The following is a 25,510-nucleotide window of genomic DNA, read 5'->3' on the forward strand; positions in this document are numbered from 1 at the left end:
TAGTCGAACAGAAGTAACCGGTGAATTCCAATTTTTATGCGGTCGTCATTGGGGAAGTTTGTCCTGCTGATGGCGGTCAGGATACTATCTCTTGTTGTTTCATAATAATATTTATCCAGTGATGTGAATCGACTGTAATCATCTGGATAAGATTTTTTCAGGGAAATCATCCAGTATTTCTGCTGCGCGTGCCTCGCCTCATGGTAGAGCGTATTTGCGAATTTTCGAAGTACCGTCGGTAATTTCAGCTGGCGTCTTGTCTGACAGGGCGGACCAGTCGATAGCGATAAGTCGTTTCTTCACCGCCGCCGTATAGGATTTAGCGACCGGATACTCGATATTGTGCCTTGATCGAAATGCCGGGGAGGTGTCCTCCTGCTTTGCACCATTGATAAGCCGATAGGCACGGAGCCCGAAATTCAGTGGGTCGCAACTGAAGTATTCGGCAGGCCTGCTTTGGGTCGTTGGTCCATCGTCTGGCGTACTGATCGGCTTCCCGCCTACTTGTGTTGTTCGTTTCGCGGCGGCCGGCACCAAAGGGAGGGACGAAGAATCGATATCGCGATGAATGGAAATGTTGGTGACGGCGATCGCGTCTGCCGGGGCACTTTGCGACATGAGTTCGATCGTGCCGAACGATACGGCATGACTCGTCACCATCTGCAATTCGCCCAACTCGTTCGTCACGCCTTGAATGACCCGTCCATCATCCAGCATAAGACGATACGGTTGATTGGGAATGGCAAAGCCACCGCCGTCCTCGACCAGCACATGATGCGCGGCGAGCTTGCCGGGATTTTCCGGTGTAACCGGAGAATCAACCGGACTGCTCACGGGATTGTCGGTGGCGTGGTCCGCCGCATGCACCACGAATCGCCCGCCGGTATAGCCAACGATACCCTCGTCCGATATCTCCAGCACGGAACTGCCGCCCTTGATCCTCACGCGTCGGGCCGAAGCGATATCGATGCAGTCCCCCGTACTGATAATTTCGACAAGTTGACGTGCGAGCAAGCGCATGCCGTCTGATCTGGCGTCAAGGTCTATCCTGCCCGCAGCTGCAACGAGCCTGAATCCGGCGCGCTGGACGTAAATAGCGACCTTCTCTCGCACCGATGCGAAGAACGACTTACCAGTGGCGATGGATACGTGCCCACCCGCAGTCAGTGCCGTATGCTGCTCGCTCGCAATATGCGTGCTGCCTGCCGCAGTCGACTGGATACCTGCCGTGCTGGAGAGCGTCAGATGCGGCGCTTCGAACTCGGGGAACGCATCATGGCCCGCATTTGTCTTGCCGCGCAATTCGGCGATGGCGCGCCTGATCGCCTCCGTAACGTCCACCTGATCGCCCATCGGGTCTTGTGCATCGTGCCGCCGGGCTTGCCGCGCGAGGTCGTCGTGAATATCTCGCGAACCGGTGAGACGCGCGACGGTCTCGCCCATGTCCTTGACCTTACCCTGCGCGCCAAGCCGCGCGACCGTCGTTATCAGCAGCCCAAGCGCCGCACGCAACACCCCATGCTTGTCTGTGCGAAGCTCGAAGCCTTCGCCCCGCGCATCCTGCCGCCCCGCATTACCCTCGATACGCGTGATATACCCCAGACTCAAGCTGCTTTTCGCGTGATCGCTTGCAAGCTGCGCCTGTTGCTGGTTTTCCGTGTCGTCCAGTGCGAGATGATTCGACGTGTCTCCCTGTCCGAGCGTGCGACTCACGATGCCGGTCAACGCGCGGTTATTGGGCAGTTTCCAGGGGGGCATGTTCAGCGCATCCGGCGCGAACGCCGTGACGATGGGCCGGTCAGGGTCGCCGTTGACGTACGCAACAAGCACCGGCTGCCCATGGCGTCCGTGCATGACCGTGCCCATCTGGTTGCCTTGCCACGGCTGCGCGACGCGCACCCAGATCGACGACTTGCCGGTGTACTCGCCTTCGCGGTCCCAGGCGAACTGGATGCGCACGCGGTTGTATTCATCGATCGTCAGGGGTTGATCGCCATACCCCACGATCACGGCATGCTCGCAACCGTCGATGCGCGGGCGCGGCGTCACCTGCGGCATGCGCCAGGCCTCGCTCGTTGGATGCAGTCCGAATTCGGCTTCAAACGAAAACTCCGGCAACGTAGTCGACGTGCCCGGCGTTCCCCGAATATCGAGTGTGCAATTGAGCACGAGATATTCGCCGTTCACCTCATCGTGCGGGTGATCCGTCAACGTGAACGTCCTGCCGGCTTCGATGCCGCGCAGGGCACCCCGGCCTTTCGCACGTTGCTGCGCGCATCGCGCGGCTTCGAGTTTCACGCGTGCCAGATATCGCGCGTCTTCGCGCCATGGGGTCCCGTCCTGCTGGACGTATCCGGTCGTATCTGGCTGGGCGTATTCGGCGGGCTCATAGGATTCGAGACGCGCTTCGTCGTCGTCGAGTGCAATCCCGTACTGCTCGCGATAGGGCAGGCTGTGGCGGTTCAGCCGCGGCGACACATAGCTATGGTCGTGCACCGTCACTGTGCCGATCGCAACCGAAGTCCGCCAGGACAGGGATGTGACGTGCCCCTTGTCGAGATGCCCGCCATCGGGGCGATAGCGCAACGTATCATAAGGATCACTATGCTTCTGGCAGGTGTGGATGCTGTCGGCAATGACAAGAACATGTCTGCCATCATGATGCTCGAACCAGATCAGATAGCCGAATTCCTCGCACAGGCGCATGCAGAAGTCCCAGTCCGTCTCCCATGCCTGCCGGATGAAATCGCGCCGGTGGGCCGCACTGTGGCCGACACGGAATTCGATATCGTTGCTGTACGGCTTCAGGGCGGTGTTCAGGACCTCGAGAATTTCCGCTTCCGCACCCACAAAGATGCGCGAGTTTTTGCATAGCGTCGCGCGCCACCACCACGGGCGCATCACGAATTCATAGACGATCGTGTTTCCCTCGGTGCCCAGTATTTCGGCGGACTCGACCATGCCGCTGATTTCGCGGTCTCCGGTGCACTCACGGGCAGAAGCCCAGTCCCGCTGCTTCCAGTAAACCTCGCTGAACGTAAGCGTAATGGCCGTACCCTTGATGGCTTTCAGATCGATCGGCGTGTCGTCGTGCCCGAAATAATCGGGGTTGGCGGCCGACCGGACTGCCTCGATGCGGTACTCGAAAAGCTCCCCGATTCCCTCGCGGCCTGAAATGCGCCGTGGAATCAGCACACTGTGGCGAACTTCCTTTTCCCGCCTTCGGAACTGCAAGACGACGACCTGCTCGGGCAACGCGGGGCCATGCATCCGGACCGGGCTGACGTAATTCGTAACGGGCCACATGAATCACGTCGCCTTATGCAGCGCCGTGCTGCATGTTGTCGTGTCACCCAAGGGCGCCAGGCGTACGCCGCCATGCGTGTTGTCGCCCAGGCAGGCGAAATCGCGTCCCGTCACTGCATTCTTCATAGGCCACTTCCTCCTGATGAAATCTCCCGCAATGCCATGAATGGCGGTGCACGCCACCCGCAGGGCATATCCTGAAGGAGCCTCACTTATCCTGAACAGGAGAAAATTCTTAAATGTAGCCGGGACTTCAAATCAAGACACATCCGTCTGATATCCCGCATCCAAACGAGCGCGAACCGCCCCCCTCACAGCCCATAAAATCTCGCCCCGCGTGGAATAGGCGCAAAAGCCGGGTGTTAGCCCATCATCTCCACCCACGCGACGGCACATCATGGTTTCGCAGAGGCCGCACGGCGAGCGGCAGGTTTCCGAGGGCGATATCCAGGCCTACACTGACGGTTCGCTGGCGAACGAGCGGGCCGCGCGCGTGCGCCGCTATCTGGCGGCGCGCCCTGGCGAATGGCATCGGATCCTGTTCTACCGCCGGCTCAACGCCCAGCTTCGTCACTCATTCGGGGAGGCAGGGCCCGGGCCCGAAGCCGTGCCTGCTGCCAAGTCAGCCAGGCGGCCCGCGTCAACGCCGCGCCGTCGCACAGCCGAACCCGGCGGCGCCGGTCGCCCGCGTATCGCCGCGCTCGCACTCACGTGTCTGCTCGCGGGCGCCGCTCTGGCGTGGTTTGCCGTTTCCGAGCCCAGCGCCCAGGTGCTCAACGACGCGGCGGTCATGGCGCTCATGGAAGCCGGCAGCGGCGCCCAGGCTGCGCCGTCCGCGCCCGATGCGCCGGATTCGCCTGGCGCCGCGCTCGCGGATTCGCTCGTGCCCGCGCCGTCCGCCAGCGCGCCCGCGCCCTTCGACCTCGCGCCGGCGGGCTTGCGGTTCGTGGCGTCCGGCACGGTCGAGCTCGGGCCGTTTGCGCGGGCCCGGCGCTGGGTCTACGAAAACGGCGACGGCAGGCCGGTCGTGCTGCTCGCTTCGCGCGCGTGGTTTGCGCGGACCGAGCCGCAATGGAGCGCGCGCCGCGTCGGCGATCTGCGTCTGCTCGGATGGACCGGGCATGGCGAGCGCTGGGTGCTGGCGGGCAATGCGCAGACGCGCGGGCTGATGCGTGCGGCGGATCTCGCCACCCAGGAGCAGGCGGTTCGCGACGACGCGGCCGGCGCTGCGGAGCACCTACGATGAGCAGGCAAAAGAGGACGGCGAGGATGGAACATGGACATCCGTGACGAGCTGATAGAACACGTACCGCGCCTGAGGCGTTATGCGCGCGCGCTGATCAACAATCGCGAACTCGCCGACGACCTCGTGCAGGACACGCTCGAACGCGCGCTCGCGCGCACGGCGCTGTTTCGCGCGGGCACGGACCTGCGCGCGTGGCTCTTCACGATCATGCACAACATCTTCGTGAATCAGGTGCGCAAGTCGGCGTCGCGCGGCCCGCACGTGAGCGTCGACGACGAGAGCGTGCCCGAGACCGATTACGCTGTGAGCGCGTCCCAGACCGGCACGCTCGAAGTGCGCGATCTCGACTTCGCGCTGCAGCGGTTGCCGGTCGAGCAGCGCGAGGTGGTGCTGCTGGTCGGCCTCGAGGAAATGAGTTACGCCGACGTGGCGCTGGCGCTCGACATTCCTATCGGCACGGTGATGTCGAGGCTTTCGAGGGGACGTGAGCGTCTGCGTGCGCTCATGGCCGGTTCCGTCCCGCGTGCGAATCTGAAGGTGGTGCGATGAGCGACCAACATAATCCCGTGACCGAAGACGAGATCCACGCCTACGTGGACGGCACGCTCGCGCAAGCGCGCCGCGCCGACGTCGAGCGCGAGCTCGAACGCAATCCGGAGCTGGCGGCGCGCGCGAGCGACTTTTTCGCGCTGAACAATCTGCTGCACGAGCGTTACGACCGCGTGCTGAGCGAACCGGTGCCCGCGCGTATGCGCATCGAGCCTCCTGAGTCCGCCGAATCCACCGCGTCCCGCGAGCGGGCCGGGCGTCGCGCACGCGAAGCCGCGAACTGGCCACGGTTCGCGGGCCTTGCGGCGATGCTGGTGCTGGGTGTGGGTATCGGCTGGGGCACGCATTACGGTGCGGACCTCATGGGCGGCGCGGCGGGACGCGGCGATCAGCACGCCGACCTGCGCCCGGTGAGCGCCGATTCGACCATGAACTTCGTGCACGAGGCCGCGCTCGCGCACGTGGTCTACATGCCCGAGGTGGAGCGGCCGGACTCGATGGGCGCGCGCCAGGAGCAGGACTTCGTGCAATGGCTCGCGAACCGGCTCGGCACCAACGTGCATGCGCCGATGCTGGAGAAGAGCGGTTTCGAGCTTTCGGGCGGGCGTTTGCTGCCGGGCGTCGATGGCGACGTCGCGCAGTTCATGTATCACAACGCGCAGGGCGAGCGCGTGACGCTGTGCATTTCGCACCGCAAGGCAAGCAGCAATACGACGGCGTTCAAGCTCTACCAGGACGGTCCGGTGAACGTGTTCTACTGGATCGATGGCGACTTTGGCTATGCGCTCTCGGGTGGGATCGACCGCAAGGTGCTGCTGCAGCTCGCCCACGATGTTTATGCGCAATTGACGCCGCGCTAAAGCGCGCGCGGACGCGCTTCTTCAACGTCACCTCGTCGCCGCCAGCGACATTCGCATATCAACGCCGATACCCCGCTCTCCATGAGCGGGGTATCGGCGTTGCACGCGCTGGCCGTTGAGGCATCGGCTTGCGCGCCTCAGCTTCCTGCGTAGAGATTGCAGAAGCTCACGGGTCCCACGCAGGCCATGCGCGGGGCGCCCGAGTCGCTCGTTCCGGACGCCGGCATGCCCATGCCGCTTGCGGCACGCGGCGCTGCGCTGTGCGCCACCTGTTGCGCGAAGACGGGACTTACTTCGGGGTACGACGCATCGGTGACGAAGCGCGAGCCGTTGGCTTCGGCCTCGATCAATTCCTGGCGGACCTGAGCGCGGGTGAGCCCCTGGGCCGACGCGCTGGCAATGGCGCCCACGGAAGCGGTTGCGACGAACGTGGCAAGCAATACATGATGGATCGCGCGACGGATAGACATTTCGAACTCCTGATCGTATGGATGGGTCTGGCGGCCGGAATCGAGCAGTTCGATTCAACGCAGCCGACATAGACACAAACGCACCGTGTGCAGGAGTTATTCCGCGCGGTTTTGTATCGTCGTGCTTTGTGTCGCCATGGAGCTATCGGGAATGAAGCGCTTCGTGCGTCTCGTCCTCACCTGAGATTGACTGCGAGGAAGCTGCGCGCGTGATTACGCTGGATCAGCACCTCCATGCTCTTCGTCGCCTTGGCCTCGAGCGCGGCGGCCTGGTCCTGCGTTTCGACGAGGGTTTCGTCGAGCGTCAGCACGACGTCGCCGGGCCGCACGCCCGCTTTCGCGGCGGGCCCGATCGAGTCGTCCACCATCAGCCCCAGCGGGAGCCCGGTCGATTGCTTTTCGTCCTCGGTCAGGGCGTGCGCGATGAGGCCGAGCCGATCCGCGGTGTGGGCCGCCGGGGCCGGGGCGGCGGGCGGTTGGAGGTTCGCGTCCGTCATCACCGCTTTCACGGCTCTCACGTCGTGCACGCTCGCCGCATCGGCCGCGGTTGGCGTCGCGGCGGGGGCTGGCGGGGCTGCTACGGCTGCTATGGCCGTTACGGGTGGCGCGGCTGTCGCGTCGGCCATTGCTGCGGGCTGGGCCGCCTGGGTTGCCGGGGTTGCCTGGATCGCTTGCGCTGTCTGCGCCACTCGGGCCGCCTTCGCCGCATGCTTCGTCTGCGTTGCCTGAGTGGCTTGCGTCACTTGAGTCGCTTGCGCCGTCTGCGTGGCCTTCGTCTCAACGGCCGCGTTCATGAAGCCCGCCTGCGTCGTCTGCCGGTTGCGGACCACGGCGAGCGGAGTTTTCGTCGCGGGCGGCACGGCTGCGAGCTGTTCGGCGAGCGCCGCGGCCCCGTCGACGGGCTTGTTGCCCACCTGCAGGATCACGTCGCCAGGGTTCACGCCCGCAGCGGCGGCGGGCGAGCCTGGATCGACGGCATCGACGAGCGCGCCGCCCGCATGCGGCAAGCCGAGGGCCGCGGCGATCCCCGGGCTAACGTCTTCGACCTGCATCCCGAAGGTGCGGGTCGTGCGCGCATTGCCGGTGCCGTCCGCGCTGGCGGCGTCGGCAGCGGCGCCGGGCGCCGGCTTGCGCGCGGCCTGCAACTGCGCGCGGAACTGGTTCGCCGCCTCGATCGGAATCGCGAACGTCAGACCCTCGTAATGGCCGCTATCGGCATAAAGCTGCACGTCGATGCCGATCACTTCGCCCACGCGATTGAATAGCGGTCCGCCGGAGTTGTCGGGGTTGACCGCCACATCGGTCTGCAGGAACGGAAACGCGTTGCCATTGGGCAGCGTGCGCGAGGTCGCGCTGACGATGCCTGTCGTCACCGTGTTCTGGAAGCTGTCGGGCGAGCCGATCGACAGCACTGGTTCGCCGGCGCGGACTTTCGACGAGTCGCCAAGCTTCACGAACGGCAAATTGCGTGCGTTGTCGATCTGCAGCACAGCCACGTCGCTCTGCGGATCGACGGCGACTACCTGCGCCTTGAATTCGCGCTTGTCGGTCAGCCGCACGGTCACTTCCTCGGCGTTGTCCACCACGTGCGCCGTGGTGAGCACGAGGCCGTTGGGGTCGACGATGAAGCCCGAGCCGGTGCCCGTCATCGCGCGCGGAGCGCCGGGCTGAGCGTCGCCGGGCGGCCGCGGCGCGCGCTTGAAGAACGCGAAGAACGGGTCGTCGGTGTCGATGGCTTCCTGTTCGGGCGGCGCGGAGGGATCGTCGGCGCTGCGTGCGATCACGTGCACGACGGCGGGACCGTAGCGCTCGGCGAACGAGAAGAAGTCCGGCGCGGCCATGGCCGCGGGCGTGACGCTCGCGTGCTCGGCGGCGGCGCGCTCGGCGGCGTTGACCGTGGCGGGCGGGGCAGCGGAGGGGTGGTCAGCGTTCGAGCCGTCGGGCGCCGGGACCGGCGTTGCCGCGTTCGCCGGGAGGCAAAATGTGCTGGCGAGCGCCAGCGTGAGCGCCGCCGCGGGGCGCGAGGTGCGGGCGAGAATCAGGCAGAGCACAGCACACCTCCCACTGGCAATCGTGCTGGCGGACGTGGACCGCGATGCAATTGTGTTGCAAGCGGGCGCCGACAAAAATAGTGTAGTCACGTGACGAGGCGAGTGGGGAGGAGGGTTTGTCCTGTAGCGTACGGAAAGTTTTGCGCCCCGTCCGGGACGGGTTTTTGCGCGCGTTTTGACGGCGGCTCAAGGGCTGTCCGCGGGTTGTCCGCGCCGCCGTCCTACACGAATAACGTGACCGTTCCATGTCTGGCGGGCGAACGCGAGCGCTTGCCCGTCAAAGCGCGGATAGGGCATCCTTGCGCCGATCGAACGGTCACACGAACATGGAACTTGCCTCGTCCATTGCAACCTACGGCGCCGACACGACGGGGCTAATATGCGGCTTCCGCTTCACGCCGGGCCAGCCGGGCCAGCCCGTCAAGGGCGAAGACGTGCTCGACGCGCTGCGGCGCGCGCAAGACCCTCACGCCAGCCGCGACGACGCGTTTTACTGGCTGCACTTCAATCTCGCGCACGCGGCGAGCGCGTCGTGGATGCGCGCGCATCTCGAGTTGCCCGAAGCGTTTTTCGAAATGCTCGTGGAGGGTTCGCACTCCACGCGCATCGAGCACGTGGACGGCGCGCTTCATGCCGTGGTCAACGACGTGATGTTCGACTTCGAGTTCGCGCCTTCGCAGATCGCCACGCTCTGGTCCTATACGCACGAGCGCATTCTCGTGACGGCGCGCATGAAGCCGCTGCGCTCGATCGACCGCTTGCGCGGCGACGTGCGCAACGGCGAGACCTTCCGCTCGCCCGCCGATCTGCTCATTCATCTGATGCGCGACCAGGCCGACCTGATGGTGGAGATCGTGCGCCGCACGAGCGTGGACGTCGATCGCGCCGAGGACCAGTTCCTCGCTTCGCGCGGTTTCGGGAACCGTCACGATCTCGCGGCTATGCGGCGCGTGCTGGTGCGTCTGCAACGAATGCTGGCGCCGGAGCCGGGCTCGGTGTTCCGCCTGCTCGCGCGGCCGCCGCGCTGGCTGCAGGCGCCGGACATGCAGGACCTGCGCGAGGCGACCGAGGAGTTCTCGCTCGTGCTCGGCGACATGGCGGGGCTCGTCGAACGCGTGAAGCTGCTCCAGGAAGATCATGGTGCTGCTCGTGACCACGTTCACCGTGCTGCTCGGCTGGTGGGTGTTCCGCCGCCGCAGTGATCCGCGTTGATTAGCGGTGGATCGTAGCGGCCCGTGGTGATCGCGGCGGTTCATGGCGGCTCGTAGTCGTGGGCAGCAGCGTATGGCGCTTGCGTTGTAGCCGCAGCCTGGCGCGCCATCCGGATGAAAAATGCGCGCTGTATACTGGGCGCTCGATTTCCTTGCCCCCGCGTGCGCCATGCCCGTCTCCCAGCCTTCCGCCGAACCCGCGATCGTCCCGCCCACGGCACCGGCCTGTGACGCGCCCGGCGCACACGATGCCGCCCTGCGCACCGCGAGCGGCCTCGATCCTCTGCTCGATGGGCTCATACGCCTCGTGGCCCGGCATTTCGGCGTGGCGGCCGCCTGCGTGCTGCCCGGCGATGCCGCTGCGGGCGCACCGGCATGGGCCGGCGTGGACGCGGCAGGCGGGGCTACGGCGGGCTTTGCTACGCCGAACGCTGCTGCGGCGGATATCGCTGCTGCGTTCGATATCACCACGCCAGGCGTCGCTGGGCCGTTGCGCGAGGCGTTGTTCGAAATCCGGCGTGCGCAGAGGGCGATCGGCACGAACGGTGACGCCGAACCGGACGACATCGCCAACGCGGCCGAGCCGTTCTTCGCCAGTAATCTCGGGACAGACCCCGCATGGCAAGTGTGCCTGTCCCAGGCAAGCGCGCTGCCGTTGCGTTTCGTGGCCGCCTGGCCGCTGCGCGGCGCGAACGGCGATCATCTGGGCAGCCTGTGTCTGCTCGATCCAACGCCGCGCGCGTTCTCGTCCACGGAGCGCGCGAGCCTCGACGATTTCGCGCGCGTGATCGCGGCGCTGGCGGCCGAGGAAACGCTCATCGAAACGCAAGGCACGGACGAACTCACGCCTCGCGGCGCGCCCGACGCGCCGTTTCCCCCCGATACAGCGCTCCACGAAGAACTCGAAGCATTGCGCGCCCGCGAGCGTCTGCTCGCGCTCGCCATCGCGGGCAGCGGCACGGGCATCTGGGACCGCGACGTGGCCACCGGGGAGATCCGCTATTCCACGGGCTGGAAAGCGATGCTCGGCTATGCCGACGACGAGGTGAGCAACCGCATCGAAGACAGCTACCTGCGCCTGCATCCCGACGACGTCGACTACGTGAAGGCGACGATGCTGGCCCACTTCGAAGGCCGCACCGACCAGTACGAAGTGGAGCACCGCATCCGCTGCAAGGACGGCCGCTACAAATGGATCTGCAGCCGCGGCAAGGTTACCGCGCGCGATGACGAAGGCCGGGCGCTACGCATGATCGGCACGACGACCGATGTGACGTCGATGCACGAGATGGCCGAGCGCCTGCGCGAGTCGGCGAGCCTCGTCACCAATCTCACGAACGAGGTGCCGGGCCTCGTGTTCCAGTGCCGCCGCACGCCGGACGGCCACACCAGCTTTCCCTACGCGAGCGCGGGCATTGCCGAGATCTACGAGCTCGCGCCGGCGCAGATCGCGGCGCATGGGCACGCGATCGAGGCGCTGATCCACCCCGACGATCTCGACGCGTGGCGCGCGTCGTTCGCGGTCTCGGCGGCCATGCTCACGCCGTGGCACCTCGAATATCGCGTGTGCCTGCCGCGCCAGGGGTTGCGCTGGCGGCAGGGCGATGCGAAGCCGCAGCGTCTCGCCGACGGCACCATCGTCTGGCATGGCTTCATCACCGACGTCACGGAGCGCAAGCGCATCGAGGCCGAGCTGCACGAATTCGCCACGACCGACGGCCTCACGGGCCTCGCGAACCGGCGCCACTTCATGGCGCGGCTCGAGGCGCAGCACGCGCTGTTGCGGCGCGCGGAGCAAGCCGGCGGCGTGGGGAACATGAACAACGTGGGCAACATGAGCGCCGCCGTGCTCATGTGCGACCTCGATCATTTCAAGTCGATCAACGACCGCTTTGGCCACGCGATAGGCGACGAAGCCTTGCGCCATTTCGCCGGGATCCTGCGCACGCATTTGCGCGTGGGCGACGTGGCCGGGCGCATCGGCGGCGAGGAGTTCGCGGTCTTGCTGGACGGCGCCGACCGCGACGGCGCGTGCACGGTCGCGCGCCGCATCCAGGACTGCATCGCCGGCGCGCCGCTCGAGCGCGCGGCGGGCACGGTGATGCTCACGGTCAGCATCGGCGTTACGCAGCTGTGCGCCGACGACCCGAGCGCCGAAGCCGCGCTCTCGCGCAGCGACATCGCGCTTTATCGCGCGAAGAAAGGCGGGCGCAACCGCATCGAGTGCGCTTGAGCCGCGCTCCGTGAGCGAAGGACCGGCGGCGCCCTTGCGCGGCACGGTCCGTTCTTCATTCTGGCCCTTGGTGTAACGTTCCAGCAGGCCGATAGCTTTCGCACGCGGATGGCCCCGGTGGCGTTCGCCGCAGTCGCGGCGCATGCCGTCTGAAGGGGCACTGAAGCGGCCGAGGGTATCGCCGCACGCCGCCACCTGGCGGCATGGAGGCGCATGTGCCGGAGTTCGATTCCAGGGCGTCGCCCGAACCGCAGACCCGCGCGTACTCCGGCGCGAAGCGCGGGTGGGCGCGCGCCTCGCAGATCGCGGTGATGGCGCTCGCGGCGGCGCTGCCGGTGCTGCTGTGCGTGGTGCTGACGCGTTACGAGGCGGCGCGCCTCGTGCGCACCGAAGCCGAGCTCGCCTCCAACTTCGTCGTCAATCAGGTGGTGGCGATTGCCGGGCGTGCGCGAGAGGCGGCCCAGGGCTTCGTCTCGCGCGCGGCCGAGCCGTGCACGAAGCTCGCAGCCGAGCTCACGCTGGGCACGGCCACGGAGCCCTATATCCGCACGCTCAATATCGTCGACGGCGATCGTCTCGCCTGTTCCTCCGCGCTCGGCCAGCAGGCGATCGCCACGCACGCGTTCATGGCCGGCGAAGGGCGCCTGCCGCGCGGCGACTGGCTCGCGATCGTGCCCAGCACGCCGATGGTCACCGATCGCCCGGCGCTGCTCGTGGGCGTGCGTGCGCCGGGCGCGCGCGCCGTGATCGCCGTGGTCGATTCGCAATATCTGCTCGATCTGCTGCACGCGGCCGCGCCGCTCTCCGCGTACCGCCAGGCCGAGTTGCGCGTGGGCACGGGCACGTCGCTGCGCGAGGCGAGCGCCGATACGCCGGTGGCATCGAGCCCGCTCGTCGCCGACACGCGCAAGCTGTTCGTCGGCAGCGTGATCGACCTGCGCCTTTACGGCGAGCCCGCGCACCTCAACGAAACCTGGGGCGCGTTGCTGCTGCGCTACCTGCCGTGGGTCGTGGCGTTCTCGGCGCTGCTCGTGTGGCTCGTGAACCGCGCGCAGCGCAGCCGCCAGTCGCGCCGCGAGCAGTTGCTGCGCGCGATACGCGCGGGCGAATTCCATGTCGAATATCAGCCGCTCTACGGCGTGGAGTCGGGGCGCTGCGAGGGCGCCGAGGCGCTCTTGCGCTGGACGCGCCCCGGCATCGGCACGGTGCGTCCCGACGAGTTCATCCCGGGCGCCGAGGAAGACGGGGTGATCGTACCGCTCACGCAGCATCTGCTCAAGCTGATTGCGCGCGACGTCATGCTTTGGGGCACGCGGCCCGGCTTTCACCTGGGCATCAACTTCGCGCCCGAGCATCTCTCGGGCGCAGATCTGCTGCCCGACGTGCGGCGCTTCATGGGCGTGATCGCGGGACGCCGGATTCAGCCGGTGCTGGAGATCACCGAGCGCTCGATCATGCGCAACACCGAGCAGGCGCGCAGCAACCTGGAGGCGTTGCGCGCCGACGGCGTGCAAGTGGCGATCGACGACTTCGGCACGGGCTTCTGTTCGCTGTCCTACCTCGAGAAATTTCCGTTCGATATCCTGAAGATCGATCGCGGCTTCGTGCTCACGATCGACGCCGAGGGACGTAGCGCCGTCGTGCTCGATGCGATCATCGGCCTCGCGCATAGCCTTGGCGCGAGCATCGTGGCCGAAGGCGTGGCCTCGCAGGCCCAGTTCGAGTATCTGCGCGAACGCGGCGCGCACTATATTCAGGGCTTCCTCTACGCGAAGCCGATGCCGGCCGACGTCTTCAGCCGCTGGTATCGCGGCGCCGGCACCGAGGTGTGCGCCGATCCGGCCGTGACAGCGGGGCATTGACGCCCCGACGCGCGAACGTCGGAAGCGCTATCCCTGCAGCGTGATTTGCTTAGCGCGATTCGTTACTTCTGCGCGCGCGGCGTGACAGGTAGCATTTTTTGCAGACTTGCCCCGCGCCGTTCGCCATCGCGCGCAAAACTTTCACGCTACGCATTGACCATGACCCGCGAAAAAACGACCCCGTTGAACCACCGCGAGCGCCGCCGCGCCGTGCTTGCCGCGCTCGGCGCCACGTTGGCCGGTGCGGCGCTGCCCGCCTGGGCGAAGTTTCAGCCCGACCAGTTCCGCATCGGCTACCAGAAGGCCGCGAGCACGCTCGTGCTGCTCAAGGCCAATGGCGCGCTCGAAAAGCGCCTTGCGCCCCAAGGCATCAAGGTGACGTGGAACGAGTTTCCCGCCGGGCCGCAACTGCTTGAAGGCCTGAATGTGGGCGCGATCGATTTTGGCTACGTGGGCGAAGCGCCGCCCATCTTTGCGCAGGCTGCGGGCGCGGACTTTGTCTATAGCGCCTATGAATTGCCCACGCCGCGCGCGGAAGGCGTGGTCGTCGCGAAGCCGTCGCCCATCCGCTCGGTGAGCGATTTGAAGGGCAAGAAAATCGGCTTGAATCGCGGCTCTGACGTGCACTGGTTCCTCGTCGCGCTGCTGGAGAAGCACGGCCTTGGCGTGCGCGACGTGCAGACCGTGTGGCTTGCGCCCGCCGATGCGCGCGCGGCGCTGCAAAGCGGCTCCATCGACGCATGGGCGATCTGGGATCCGTTTCTCGCCGCCGTGGAGGCGCAGGACGGTGCGCGCCTCATCGCGGACGCGAGCGGCGTGGCGAGCCATCATCAGTTCTTCTTGAGCCAGCGCGAGTTCGCGCAAAAGCGCGGCGAAGTCATTGCGATTGCTCTCGACGAGCTCGGCAAGACGGGGCAATGGGTGCGCCAGAACACGGCGGCCGCAGCCGCGCAGCTCGCGCCGATTCAAGGTCTGGACGCCGCGATCCTCGAGACCGGGCTCAAGCATTACGCGCACGAATACCGGGCCATCGACGCGCCCGTGCTCGCCGATCAGCAGAAGATCGCCGATACGTTTTACGACCTCAAGATCATTCCGCGCCGGGTGGTGACGAAGGATGCGGTGCTGGCGTAGATAGAAGCGGGGTTGTGGCGGACGCCCTCAATGCTGGATAAGCAGCGCACCGATTAGTTGCGAACGCAACATGAAGGGAAAATAGCCGCCGCATGACGGCGTATTACCTCGCAAGCGAAGGATTCCGGAAACTGTTCAGTAGCGCGGCACGATACTGCGTGACGACCTGAAAGCGGTCGCCCGCCAGTAATCAACGGGCGCGCGATCTTATCTTTTCAGGAGTCCTTGTATGAGCGTGTCGAGCGTGAGTTCCAGCGACCCGTATGCGGCGCAGCGTTATAGCGGGGAGGAAGACAAGACCGGCGAGCAGACGAGTTCTCAGCAGCCGGAGAATATGTCTCAATCTTCGGGCGGTAACGGCGACGAAGTGCACGCTTCGACCGACGACCACCAGGACGATGTCTCCCAATCGACGGCAAGTTCTGATCCGGCAAATACGTCGCCGTCTTCGAGCAGCGGCAGCGGCGATTCCCAGGCGCCGCGCGACGACAACTCTCATCGGGAGGATGTCTCCAAAGCGGCGCCGAGTTCGGATCTGACAAATACGTCACCGTCTTCGAGCGGCGGCAGCGGCGATTCCCGGGCACCAGCCGACGACAATTATCATCGGAACGATGTCTCCAAAGCGACGGAGAGTTCGACGTCGAGTGGCACGCTGCAGCCCCTGAAGGACGTCAACGATCGCGATACCCATGCGTCCGCAAATGACAGCCGTCAGCAAATCGAAGTCCCCGAAAAGACGGGGCGTGTTCCTTCGGAAAACACGCCACCGACACGGAGCGATATTGGTGGTCACGATCAAGCGAACGAATATTCCCGTATCCCCGGATCGGAGAATCGCCCGCCTGAAAGTAACCAGCCGCTCTTCCCTGGCGCCGCCGGGGACCATGGGAGCCATGAACCGAATTCGGACGAACACGACGAGAATCGGACCACAAGGGAATTCTTGTTACCGCAACCGGGTACTATCGGCGGCCACAATCAGCCTCTTGGGAACCCCGATGTTCAGCAGGTGAATAGACTAGGGCAAGAGCCATATGGGTCGCAAGTACACGAGTTCCGTCCGGTTGTCGGTGCCGGCAACGATAAGCAATACCCGGTACCTTCCTCAACCAGGCCGAAGCGCGACGATACGGATATTCCCCCCGCCTGGAGCGAAGAATATGCCGACTACGTGCAACGCCTCGGCGAACAATCACCTCTTGATCAGTCCCAGTTGAATGAAGCACGCAGGGGGCTGATCAACGCTGTGACCGCGAGTCATAGCAGGCTCGCCGATCCAGCTACGGTGGACGCGATCGGAAACACTGTGCTCGACGCTATCAACCAGTCGCCAACTTTTCGCGCGCTCATAAGTTACAGCTTGAACCATGGCGGCGATCAGCTCGGTGATGTCATGTACACCAACTCGTATCTATTCAATCCAGACGTCAGAGGTGAACGTAGACCGATTCCAGATATGACACTAAGCTACTTGCAACAATTCAGTGCCAATAACATGCCGATCGGGGCCGATTCGTCTTCGATACCAAGGTACGACGGTGAGGGGCCAGTTGTGAATGTCGGCGCGGCACCAAACCGCGACTCGCCGTACTTCGCGGCATGGCAACAGGAGCTGGTGCATGAACTCGTACATGAACTTACTCATTCGGACGACCCGCCCAGGGATCTACGGCGAAGTCAGATGGGACCGACCGAGATTCTCACAAGCCGTGTCCTGCACGACTTGGGTATGAACCCGCCGAGCTTTCCCGGCTATACATCGCGAGCGCGGGATGCTTATTTCGATGCGGCCGATCGGGCAGCACTCCTTGAAGCGGTGCAACGTAATTCGGGCCAGGAGCGCAATTTCTTCCAGCGCCTCGAAACCATCCGAGAAACAGCCGATAGAGCCGGAAATATAGTTGTGGATGGCAGTAGAGATGCAAGTCCTGATTTTCACGAACTTGAGGCGCCACTTCCTGGAGCCGTTGGCAATAACCACACGTATGTCCAACCCCCTCCGCAGCCGTACCAAAACAACCACACGTATGCTCTTGATCCTCAGGGAGATCTCGGCCATATGCATTTCAACAACGGCACAGTGACGCTCTTCCCATTCGCTGACAGCGCCCCGGAAGGCGCACCCACCGGCTACCAGAGCGCGTATGCGGCATCCGGCGCCAGTTGGGACACGCAGGGCCGGTTCTTTCAGTACGGCAAGCCCGTGGATGGCAACCCGCACATGCGCGAGTTCGATTTTGGGGACGGGAGCAAGGTTATCGCCAGCGCGCATGTGCCGGAATTGACCACCAGCGACCTCAGCAAGTTCGAGCAGGTGATGACGGTGACAGGTGCATCTGCTGGCGGGGCCGTAGTCGGCTTTGTCACTGGCGGCCCAGTGGGCGCAATGGTCGGAGGGGCGGCTGGTGCAGGCGGTGGGGCAGCTATCGCGAATACCTATCCCTATGATCGCATCTGGCAGGGATATACATTCGATTACTACAACAAGGGAGAAACCAAACCCTTCTATACCCAGTACATGTACGCTTGGGACACCGACTGGAACCGGGTCGGGCTGCTGGCGAAGCAACACGACGCGAGCCTTTGGCCGGATTATGCGGATGGCAATCCGGATGCCAACTGGGCCTGGTGGAAATGGAAAACGGGCGATGCACCGGTGAGGACGTGACCGGCTTGCGCGGCTGATGATGAGCACGTCAATGCGACCGCCCCCGGGCGGTCGCACGTATTGCAAACGCGCTTAGTGCGGCGACGACCAGCCCTTGTAGCTGCCGACGTCCTGGCGCGCCGAGGCCTGCACTTGGGGCGGGCGCTCCCAAACCTGGATAGTCAGGACGCCAACTAGTTGCTAACGCAACTTTCAGGGAAAATAGCCGCCGCATGACGGCGTATTACCTCGCAAGCGAAGGATTCCGGAAACTGATCAGTAGCGCGGCACGATACTGCGTGACGACCTGAAAGCGGTCGCTCGCCAGTAGTCAACGGGCGCGCGATCTTATCTTTTCAGGAGTCCTTGTATGAGCGTGTCTAGCGTGAGTTCCAGTGACCCGTATGCGGCGCAGAATTATAGCGGGGAGGAAGACAAGACGAGTGAGCAGACGAGTTCTCAGCAGCCGGAGAATGCGCCTCAATCTTCGGGCGGTAGCGGCGACGAAGCGCATGTGGCGGCCGACGATCATCAAGACGATGCCTCCAAAGCGACGCCAAGTTCTGATCCGGCAAATACGTCGCCGTCTTCGAGCAGTGGCAGCGGCGATTCCCAAGCACCGGCCGACGACAATTCTCATCGAGACGATGTCTCCAAAGCAGCGCCGAGTTCGTCGTCGACCGGCACGCCGCAACTTTCGAAGGAGGCCAACGGGGGCGATACCTTGGCATCGGCAAACGATGGCCGTCAGCAAATCGATGTCCCTGAAAAGGCGGCGAATGCTCCATCGGACAATGCGTCGCCGACACGGAGCGATACCGGCAATCACGATCAAGCAAACCAATACTCCGGTGTACAGAACGATAAGTCTTCCGAAACACGGAGTGGTTCGGCTGCAGGCGGAGTGCCTCAGCCGACCAGCGAATATAGCGTCCCCCCTCGGATGCCCGGTGGGGAAGGCATACAGCAAGGCGCCGACTCCGGATCGCAGAATCGCTTGCCTGAAGGAACCCCGTCGGCCGTTTCGGGCGCCGCTGTGGGCTTTGGCAAGTCATCCGCTGATGATGGCAACGTTCCGGGGAATCCTGTGGCACAGGGAGCGACCTTGCAGAAAATCGAGGGCTCGGTACCGTCCCAGAATTTCATCAACTCCGCAGGTTCAAACTCCGCAGATCCAAAACCGTTGCCCGAATCAGGCTCGCGTCCCGAGCGAGACGCAGTTAACGCGCCCAAGCGAACGGACGATGCTTTTGCGGACTATGTCGTCTCGCAGGGGCAGCAAACGCCGCTTACCGGGGCTAACCTGGACGCCGAACGCTGGAACGTCGTCCAGTCCGTCGAGCAGAGTCTCCCCTATCTGGCCGACTCCTATACGGCCGCCACGATCGGAAGAACCCTTGTTGATGCTCTGGACCGGTCACCCACTTTCCGGAATATGGTGAGCTATGGCTCGAACAATGATGGCGGAGGACTCAATCAAATCATTTTTTCTAACCTGTACGAATCCAATCCGAATTATGAAGGTGCACCTGTGCGTTTTAGCGACATGGCCAACTATCTGCGAGACCACCCGGGAGAGACCATGCCGATCTTTGCCAGTCCCCTGCGATCGGACCAACCGCACATGGGGAGCGGCTGGGGGAATGTGAACATCGGGGTCGCACCCAATGAGAACTCGGAAAATCTGCCCATATGGAGAGACGAATTGATTCACGAACTCGTGCATCATCTTACCGGTGCCAAAGACCCGGTCGGCGACGAGCGTCGAAACCATGTGGGGCCGACAGAGATTCTCGCGCAGCGTGTGATGCATGAACTGGGTTATCCGGTACGGCTCCCCAGTAACTATGCTTCATTGACCCGTGAAGCGCAGGCATTTGCATCTGATCGGGCAGCGCTCCGCGATGCAATGGAACGCAATGCCGGCTACGAGCAGGAATTCTTTCAGCGGCTCGCCACCATCAGCTCCGCTCAACCGGCAAGTCGTGATTTTCACGAGATCGGAGCACCATCTCCCGATGGCACACACCATAACCAGACGGATGGCTTTACCGCCCAACAACCACCGGGCAGTCTTGCCCAGTTGCAATTCGACAACAACGGCACGGTGACGCTCTTCTCATTCGCCGACAGCGCCCCGAACGGCGCACCCACCGGCTACCAGAGCGCGTATGCGGCATCCGGCGCCAGTTGGGACACGCAGGGCCGGTTCTTTCAGTACGGCAAGCCCGTGGACGGCAATCCACACGTGCGCCAGTTCGAATTTCCGGATGGGAGCAAGGTTATCGCCAGCGCGCATGTGCCGGAATTGACCACCAGCGACCTCAGCAAGTTCGAGCAGACGATGACGGTGACAGGTGCATCTGCTGGCGGGGCCGTAGTCGGCTTTGTCACTGGCGGCCCAGTGGGCGCAATGGTCGGAGGGGCGGCTGGTGCAGGCGGTGGGGCAGCTATCGCGAATACCTATCCCTATGATCGCATCTGGCAGGGATATACATTCGATTACTACAACAAGGGAGAAACCAAACCCTTCTATACCCAGTACATGTACGCTTGGGACACCGACTGGAACCGGGTCGGGCTGCTGGCGAAGCAACACGACGCGAGCCTTTGGCCGGATTATGCGGATGGCAATCCGGATGCCAACTGGGCCTGGTGGAAATGGAAAACGGGCGATGCACCGGTGAGGACGTGACCGGCTCGCGCGGCTGATGATGAGCACGTCAATGCGACCGCCCCCGGGCGGTCGCACGTATTGCAAACGCGCTCAGTGCGGCGACGACCAGCCCTTGTAGCTGCCGACGTTATCGCGCGTGATGAGCGTAGGCGTCATCTCGATCATCGGATTCGCGGGTTTCTTGCCGTTCATGATGTCGTAGCCCACCTGCACGGCCGTCTGCGCCATCTTCCACGGGTCCTGGCTTGCCGAGGCCTGCACGAGCGTATTGGACTTGAGCGCCGTTTCGATATCGGGCGCGCCGTCCACCGAGGTGATCACGATATTGCTGCGATTGAGCTGCTTGGCGGCGAGATCGCTGCCCACGGCCTGCGGATCGTTGATGGTGAACACGCCGGCCACTTGCGGAAAGCGCGTGAGATAGCCCTGCATCGCGTTCATGCCGCCTTCGCGCGATCCTTTGCCGTCCTGATCGTCGGAGAGGATCTTGATGCCCGGCGACTTCGCGAGCACCTGCTTGCAGCCGTTCACGCGGTCGATCACGGCCGAGACCTGCGGCCCGTTCTCGATGATCACGTTACCCTTGCCGTTGATCTTCTTCGAAAGGTAGTCGCACGAGATCTGGCCGGCTTTCACGTTGTCGGTTTGCACGGTGGCATCGGCGCCCGCCGCGGACACGTCCACGGCCACCACCACGATGCCCGCGGCGCGCGCCTTGCGCACGGCGGGTTCGATCGCCTTGGGATCGGAGGCGTTCAGCAGGATCATGTCGACGTGCGCCGAGATGAAGTTGTCGATCTGCGTGAACTGCTTGTTCAGGTCGTAGTCGGCGGACACGGCGGTGACTTTCGCGTTCGGGTTGATCTGCTTCGCCTTCGCCGTCGCGCCGTTCACGATGGTCACAAAGTAAGGATTGCCAAGCGAACCCACGGTGATGCCGATCGACTTCAGTTGCTTGTCGGCGGCGTGCGCGCCTTGCAGGGCGAAGCCGAGTGCGAGCGCGGCAGCGGCGCGAACCGCGAAAGCGGCCTTTTTCTTGAACATGAGTTTGTCTCCAGAGGGGTCCGGTTGGTGTGTGTCGTGCAGCGCGGGTGCAGGAGGACCGCCTGCGCCCGCTTTCGAATGGGATAAACCGTTTCAGGTGCGCGCCGAGCCGCGCTGGCGATAGCGGTCGAGCGCCACGGCGCCCACGATCACGAGGCCCTTGATGATGTATTGCCAGATGTCCGAGACGCCCAGCAGCACGAGGCCGTTCGAGAGCACCGCGATGATGAGCGCGCCGATCAGCGTGCCGACGATCGAGCCCACGCCGCCCACGAAGCTCGTGCCGCCCAGGATCACGGCGGCGATGGCGTCGAGCTCGTACGACTGGCCGAGCTGCAGGCCGTTCGCGGCGTACAGGCGGGCGGCCGACATCACCGCGCCGAGGCCCGCGAGCAGGCCCGAGACCGCGTAGACGAACATCTCGATGCCCCAGACCTTGATGCCCGAGAGGCGCGCCGCTTCGGGGTTGCCGCCCACCGAGTAGATGTGCAGACCGAGCACCGTGCGGCGCAGCACGAACCACGAGACGGCCACCACCACGAGCGCGATGATCACGAGCCAGGGCACGCCGAACACGGTGCCGTTGCCGATGAAGGCGAACGAGAGCTGCGGGTTGAAGATCGTGGTGTCGTGGCCCATCAGGCGAGCGATGCCGCGCACGGCGGTGAGCGAGCCGAGCGTGACGATGAAGGGCGGCAGGCGCAGCAGCGAGATCAGCGCGCCGTTGATGACGCCGAAGCCGAGGCCCACGCCGAGCGCGGCGGGAATGCCGAGCCAGCCCCAGCCCGCGATAGTCGAGCAGAGCATGGCCGCGACCGCCGATGCGGCGAGGATCGAGCCCACCGAGAGGTCGATGCCGCCCGTGAGAATCACGAAGGTCATGCCGGCGGCGAGCACGATGTTGATCGACGCCTGCTGCGTGACGATCGAAAGATTCTGGAGCGTGGCGAAGCCATCGGTCAGGAATCCGAAGCCAATGCACAGCAGCACGAGCACGGGCAGCATGCCGGCCGTGCGCATGAGGGATTTCATGCGTGCGCGATGGCCGTCGATCGCGGTGCTGCCGCGCGCGGCCTGGAGCGGTTGCGCGGGCTGGGCGCCCTGGGCGGGCGATGGCGCAACGCCGTGGCGGGGAAGAATGTTCTTCATGGTGTCGTGCTCCTCAATATCTCTTCGGCGGGTTCGTCGGACAGGTCCGTCGGAATCAGGCGGCCTCGTCCAGCGCGCCTTGCGAGCCGGTGGCGAGTTCGATGATGGCTTCCTGGGTAATGGGCTTGCCGGTGTAGCCGCCCAGCTCTCCGGCGAATACGCCTTCGCGCATGACGAGCACGCGGTCGGCCACGCCGATGATCTCGGGCAGTTCGCTCGAGATCACGATGATGCCCACGCCGGTTTTGGCGAGGTCGTTGATGATGCGGTAGATCTCCGACTTCGCGCCTATGTCGACGCCGCGCGTCGGCTCGTCGAGGATCAGCACGCGCGGCTTCGTCTCCAGCAGACGCGAAAGCAGCACCTTCTGCTGATTGCCGCCCGAGAGCGCGCCCACATTTACGCGCAGGCTCGGCACGCGAATGGAGAGCGCGCGGATGGCGTCCTTCGCGCGCGACGAGCCGCGCGCGAGATCGAGCACGCCGAGGCGCGCGTCGTGTCCGGCCACGGCCACATTGATGTTGTCGCGCACGCTCATGTCGAGAAAGAGACCCTGGTGCTTGCGGTCCTCGGTCAGATAGACGAGGCCGGCTTCGATGGCGTCGCGCGGTCCGTGCACGTTGAGCGTGCGCCCGTCGATGGCGATATCGCCGCGCGCACGCGGCTCCGCGCCGAAAATCAGGCGCGCGAGCTCGGTGCGGCCCGCGCCCACGAGACCCGCGATGCCGAGCACTTCGCCCGAGTGGAGGTCGAGGCTGCAGCCGCGCACGCGGTTGTGATCGGCCACGTCGCGCACGGTGAGCACCACCTTGCCGGGGTCGTAGGGCGCGTGCTGTTTCTTGTAGAACCCCGAAATATCGCGGCCCACCATCATGCTCACGAGGCTTTCCGCGTTGAGCTCGTCGCGCATCAGCGTGCCCACGTAGCTGCCGTCGCGCAGCACCGAAACGCGGTCGGATAGCTCGTAGATCTCGGCCATGCGGTGGCTGATGTAGATGATCGCGAGCCCTTCCTCGCGCAACTGGAGAATGAGCTTGAAGAGGCGCTCGGTCTCGCGCGAGGAGAGCGGCGTGGTGGGCTCGTCCATCACGATGATGCGCGCGTCGCTATGTACGGCGCGTGCGATCTCGACCAGTTGCCGCTCGGCGATCGAGAGCGAACCCACCAGCGTCGTGGGCCCGAAGGTCGCGCCGAGACGCTTGAGCACGTCTTCGCAGCCACGCTCCATGGCCGCGCGGTCGACCATGCCGAAGCGGCGGCCGCCACGGCGCAGCTCGCGGCCCGCGTGAATGTTTTCGGCCACCGATAGATTCGGCGCGAGGCTCAGCTCTTGATAGATCACGGCTACGCCCAGCTCGCGCGCGGCGAGCGGGCCGTCGATCGTGACGGTCTTGCCGCCGATGAGGATCTCGCCGCCGGGATCGGCCTGATAGGCGCCGGAGAGAATCTTCATGAGCGTGGATTTGCCCGCGCCGTTCTCGCCCATCAGCGAGTGCACCTCGCCGGGCCAGACCGAGAGGCGCACGTTGTCGAGCGCGCGCACGCCGGGAAACGTCTTGCTGATGCCCCGCATTTCCAGCAGCGGGGGCGTCGATTCAGAGCGCGACATGGCTCTCCTCCTGCGCTTGTACGTAAGTTTGTGCGCCGGCGCCCATCAGGATGCCCGCACGTGGCGAAAAGTTGAAGAACATGGGGAGCGTGGCGGCGCCCAGCGCGCCCGCGTCGGGGCCGAAGGTGCCGCGCACCAGCGCCGGCGTGCCGCGCGCCTCGGGCGCGGTGGCCGCCACGGCCACGCGCAGGCGCTGCATGAGCGTGTCGATGAGACCCGCGTCCACGTCGGCATCGAGCACCACGGCCGGCACGTCGAGCACGCATAGCGCGGCGCGCAGCGCGGGCGCGAGCGCATCGATGCAGTCGTCGAGCCATTCCTCGACGGCCGGATGGCCGCGCGCGATGCACGCCTCGATATCGGCGCGGTTGTCGACTTTCTCGCCGTGATATTGCAGATGGCGGCGCAGCGCGATGAGCGAGGCGCGCGAGAGCAGGATGTCCCATTTGCCAGCGGGCTTGTGCGCCGAAGGCAGCGCGCTCGGCGGCACGGGCATCACGGCGAAGTCGCCCGCATTGCCGGTGAGGCCGCGCACGCAGTCGCCGCCGATGGCGATGCCGCCGCCGATGGCCGGGCCCAGAAACAGATAAAGGAAGTCGTCGCGCTGACGCCCGCAGCCGTAGAAGATCTCGGCGATGGCGGCGGCGTTGCCGTCGTTTTCGCTGAACACGGGCAGCCCGAGCGCGCGCCCCAGCTCGCCCGCGAAATCGACGTTGCTCCATGCGCGGAAGATGTCGGCGGGCAGGCCCAGCTCGCTCAGCCAGCTGTCGAGGTTGTACGGCTGCGCGACGCCGATGCCCGCTAGACGGCTGCGCTCGGATTTATCAAGCAATCCTGAGAGTTCGCCGATGTCGCGCTGGACGATTTCCTGCGCGAGCGGCGGCGCGGGCAGCAGCATGTCGTGCGAGCGGCGCGCGATCATCCGGCCCGCGAAGTCCACGAGCACGGTTTCGATGTTGGTCCGGTCGAGGCGCACGCCGATCGCGAATGCGCCACGCGGTGCGAGACGCAGCAGAGAGGCGGGCTGGCCGCGTCCGCCGTCGAGACGCCGCCCGCTCATCTCGATCAGGCCGCTGGCCGTGAGCGAGGTGATGATGCTGCCCACGGCCGTGCTGGTGAGATTCGCAAGGCGGGCGAGATCGGCCTTCGAGGCCTCGCCGGCGCGCCGCAGCGCCTGCAGCAGCAGGCGCTCGTTGAAGCGGCGTACATTGGCCGAGTTGCTGCCCTGACCGACATGCGGACTTCTCACGCGTCTCCTCCGGTTGCGCCCGCGACCTGATGCAGCGGTGCTGGCGACTAAATAAATCAAGTTGATTTATTTAATGTCGGAAAGCAGCCTGTGTCAGCCTGGGGAAATCCCCGTCATGGGGCGGGCATGCGGCTGGCTCGGCATCGGCCTCACGCTGACGGCTGTGTTTTCGGCCGTCTTTCCCTGCGATATCCTTTCGGTTGCTTTCAT

The 25,510-nt window shown here is 64.7% G+C and carries 16 protein-coding genes and 1 pseudogene; 9 read left to right on the forward strand and 8 right to left on the reverse strand.

What is annotated here, in order from left to right; all coding sequences use genetic code 11:
* Nucleotides 1-198 precede the first annotated feature (198 nt).
* Nucleotides 199-3,306, reverse strand: a complete 3,108-nt coding sequence (locus tag U5775_RS05625) for a type VI secretion system Vgr family protein (protein ID WP_322057129.1) — start codon at nt 3,304-3,306, stop codon at nt 199-201.
* Between the two features lie 3 nt (nt 3,307-3,309).
* A complete protein-coding gene (locus U5775_RS05630) occupies nt 3,310-3,432 on the reverse strand; it encodes a hypothetical protein (RefSeq protein WP_322057130.1) in 123 nt (40 codons plus the stop codon).
* Nucleotides 3,433-3,703: 271 nt separating this feature from the next.
* Here U5775_RS05630 and U5775_RS05635 point away from each other — a divergent pair, with 271 nt between their 5' ends.
* From U5775_RS05635 to U5775_RS05645, 3 genes are read left to right on the forward strand one after another with little or no spacing between them, the layout of a single operon-like run.
* Nucleotides 3,704-4,552, forward strand: coding sequence for a transcriptional regulator (locus U5775_RS05635; protein WP_322057131.1), 849 nt, complete (start codon nt 3,704-3,706; stop codon nt 4,550-4,552).
* Nucleotides 4,553-4,582: 30 nt separating this feature from the next.
* Nucleotides 4,583-5,101, forward strand: a complete 519-nt coding sequence (locus tag U5775_RS05640; RefSeq protein WP_322057132.1) for a sigma-70 family RNA polymerase sigma factor — start codon at nt 4,583-4,585, stop codon at nt 5,099-5,101.
* The gene (locus tag U5775_RS05645; protein ID WP_322057133.1) at nt 5,098-5,961 is read left to right on the forward strand and encodes an anti-sigma factor; all 864 of its coding nucleotides are present in this window, start codon (nt 5,098-5,100) and stop codon (nt 5,959-5,961) included. The genes U5775_RS05640 and U5775_RS05645 overlap by 4 nt, the downstream gene beginning before the upstream one ends.
* Before the next feature lie 137 nt (nt 5,962-6,098).
* On the opposite strand, the gene U5775_RS05650 is transcribed toward U5775_RS05645, so the two are convergent.
* Together U5775_RS05650 and U5775_RS05655 are read right to left on the reverse strand one after the other, a co-directional pair.
* Entirely contained in the window at nt 6,099-6,431 is a 333-nt protein-coding gene (locus U5775_RS05650) for a DUF4148 domain-containing protein (RefSeq protein ID WP_322057134.1), read from the reverse strand.
* Between the two features lie 176 nt (nt 6,432-6,607).
* Nucleotides 6,608-8,482 carry a trypsin-like peptidase domain-containing protein gene (locus U5775_RS05655; RefSeq protein ID WP_322057135.1) on the reverse strand — a complete coding sequence of 625 codons (1,875 nt, stop codon included), beginning with the start codon at nt 8,480-8,482 and terminating at the stop codon, nt 6,608-6,610.
* A 326-nt stretch (nt 8,483-8,808) separates the two neighbouring features.
* On the opposite strand from U5775_RS05655, the gene U5775_RS05660 reads away from it, so the two are divergent.
* From U5775_RS05660 to U5775_RS05685, 6 genes are all read left to right on the forward strand, one after another.
* Nucleotides 8,809-9,684 carry a CorA family divalent cation transporter gene (locus tag U5775_RS05660; protein ID WP_415913514.1) on the forward strand — a complete coding sequence of 292 codons (876 nt, stop codon included), beginning with the start codon at nt 8,809-8,811 and terminating at the stop codon, nt 9,682-9,684.
* A gap of 130 nt (nt 9,685-9,814) precedes the next feature.
* On the forward strand, nt 9,815-11,926 hold the full coding sequence (locus tag U5775_RS05665; protein WP_322057136.1) for a diguanylate cyclase: 2,112 nt from the start codon (nt 9,815-9,817) through the stop codon (nt 11,924-11,926).
* 215 nt (nt 11,927-12,141) lie between these two features.
* Nucleotides 12,142-13,788 carry an EAL domain-containing protein gene (locus tag U5775_RS05670; RefSeq protein WP_322057137.1) on the forward strand — a complete coding sequence of 549 codons (1,647 nt, stop codon included), beginning with the start codon at nt 12,142-12,144 and terminating at the stop codon, nt 13,786-13,788.
* 159 nt (nt 13,789-13,947) lie between these two features.
* Nucleotides 13,948-14,922, forward strand: coding sequence for a sulfonate ABC transporter substrate-binding protein (locus tag U5775_RS05675; RefSeq protein WP_322057138.1), 975 nt, complete (start codon nt 13,948-13,950; stop codon nt 14,920-14,922).
* A 229-nt stretch (nt 14,923-15,151) separates the two neighbouring features.
* A complete protein-coding gene (locus tag U5775_RS05680) occupies nt 15,152-17,593 on the forward strand; it encodes a M85 family metallopeptidase (RefSeq protein WP_322057139.1) in 2,442 nt (813 codons plus the stop codon).
* Nucleotides 17,594-17,942: 349 nt separating this feature from the next.
* Complete coding sequence (locus U5775_RS05685) at nt 17,943-20,267, forward strand: M85 family metallopeptidase (protein ID WP_322057140.1); 2,325 nt, start codon at nt 17,943-17,945, stop codon at nt 20,265-20,267.
* Between the two features lie 72 nt (nt 20,268-20,339).
* Here U5775_RS05685 and U5775_RS05690 read toward each other — a convergent pair whose 3' ends face one another.
* From U5775_RS05690 to U5775_RS05705, 4 genes and pseudogenes are all read right to left on the reverse strand, one after another.
* Nucleotides 20,340-21,293: an ABC transporter substrate-binding protein gene (locus tag U5775_RS05690; RefSeq protein ID WP_322057141.1), complete on the reverse strand. Its 954-nt coding sequence runs from the start codon at nt 21,291-21,293 to the stop codon at nt 20,340-20,342.
* A 93-nt stretch (nt 21,294-21,386) separates the two neighbouring features.
* Nucleotides 21,387-22,340: pseudogene (locus U5775_RS05695) on the reverse strand (ABC transporter permease subunit); the annotation flags it as partial.
* Between the two features lie 157 nt (nt 22,341-22,497).
* Nucleotides 22,498-24,051: a sugar ABC transporter ATP-binding protein gene (locus tag U5775_RS05700; RefSeq protein WP_322057142.1), complete on the reverse strand. Its 1,554-nt coding sequence runs from the start codon at nt 24,049-24,051 to the stop codon at nt 22,498-22,500.
* On the reverse strand, nt 24,038-25,300 hold the full coding sequence (locus U5775_RS05705) for an ROK family transcriptional regulator (RefSeq protein WP_322057143.1): 1,263 nt from the start codon (nt 25,298-25,300) through the stop codon (nt 24,038-24,040). The genes U5775_RS05700 and U5775_RS05705 overlap by 14 nt, the downstream gene beginning before the upstream one ends.
* Nucleotides 25,301-25,510 lie beyond the last annotated feature (210 nt).

Origin of the sequence: Paraburkholderia sp. J63, from assembly GCF_905220245.1 — a bacterium.
In the GTDB taxonomy this organism is placed as follows: Bacteria; Pseudomonadota; Gammaproteobacteria; order Burkholderiales; family Burkholderiaceae; genus Paraburkholderia.

What these genes read in the sequence shown, in the direction of transcription:
- U5775_RS05625 (WP_322057129.1), bottom strand. Translation starts at nt 3,306, where the DNA reads ATGTGGCCCGTTACGAATTACGTCAGCCCGGTCCGGATGCATGGCCCC.
- U5775_RS05630 (WP_322057130.1), bottom strand. Translation starts at nt 3,432, where the DNA reads ATGAAGAATGCAGTGACGGGACGCGATTTCGCCTGCCTGGGCGACAAC.
- U5775_RS05635 (WP_322057131.1), top strand. Translation starts at nt 3,704, where the DNA reads ATGGTTTCGCAGAGGCCGCACGGCGAGCGGCAGGTTTCCGAGGGCGAT.
- U5775_RS05640 (WP_322057132.1), top strand. Translation starts at nt 4,583, where the DNA reads ATGGACATCCGTGACGAGCTGATAGAACACGTACCGCGCCTGAGGCGT.
- U5775_RS05645 (WP_322057133.1), top strand. Translation starts at nt 5,098, where the DNA reads ATGAGCGACCAACATAATCCCGTGACCGAAGACGAGATCCACGCCTAC.
- U5775_RS05650 (WP_322057134.1), bottom strand. Translation starts at nt 6,431, where the DNA reads ATGTCTATCCGTCGCGCGATCCATCATGTATTGCTTGCCACGTTCGTC.
- U5775_RS05660 (WP_415913514.1), top strand. Translation starts at nt 8,809, where the DNA reads ATGGAACTTGCCTCGTCCATTGCAACCTACGGCGCCGACACGACGGGG.
- U5775_RS05665 (WP_322057136.1), top strand. Translation starts at nt 9,815, where the DNA reads ATGCGCGCTGTATACTGGGCGCTCGATTTCCTTGCCCCCGCGTGCGCC.
- U5775_RS05675 (WP_322057138.1), top strand. Translation starts at nt 13,948, where the DNA reads ATGACCCGCGAAAAAACGACCCCGTTGAACCACCGCGAGCGCCGCCGC.
- U5775_RS05680 (WP_322057139.1), top strand. Translation starts at nt 15,152, where the DNA reads ATGAGCGTGTCGAGCGTGAGTTCCAGCGACCCGTATGCGGCGCAGCGT.
- U5775_RS05685 (WP_322057140.1), top strand. Translation starts at nt 17,943, where the DNA reads ATGAGCGTGTCTAGCGTGAGTTCCAGTGACCCGTATGCGGCGCAGAAT.
- U5775_RS05690 (WP_322057141.1), bottom strand. Translation starts at nt 21,293, where the DNA reads ATGTTCAAGAAAAAGGCCGCTTTCGCGGTTCGCGCCGCTGCCGCGCTC.
- U5775_RS05700 (WP_322057142.1), bottom strand. Translation starts at nt 24,051, where the DNA reads ATGTCGCGCTCTGAATCGACGCCCCCGCTGCTGGAAATGCGGGGCATC.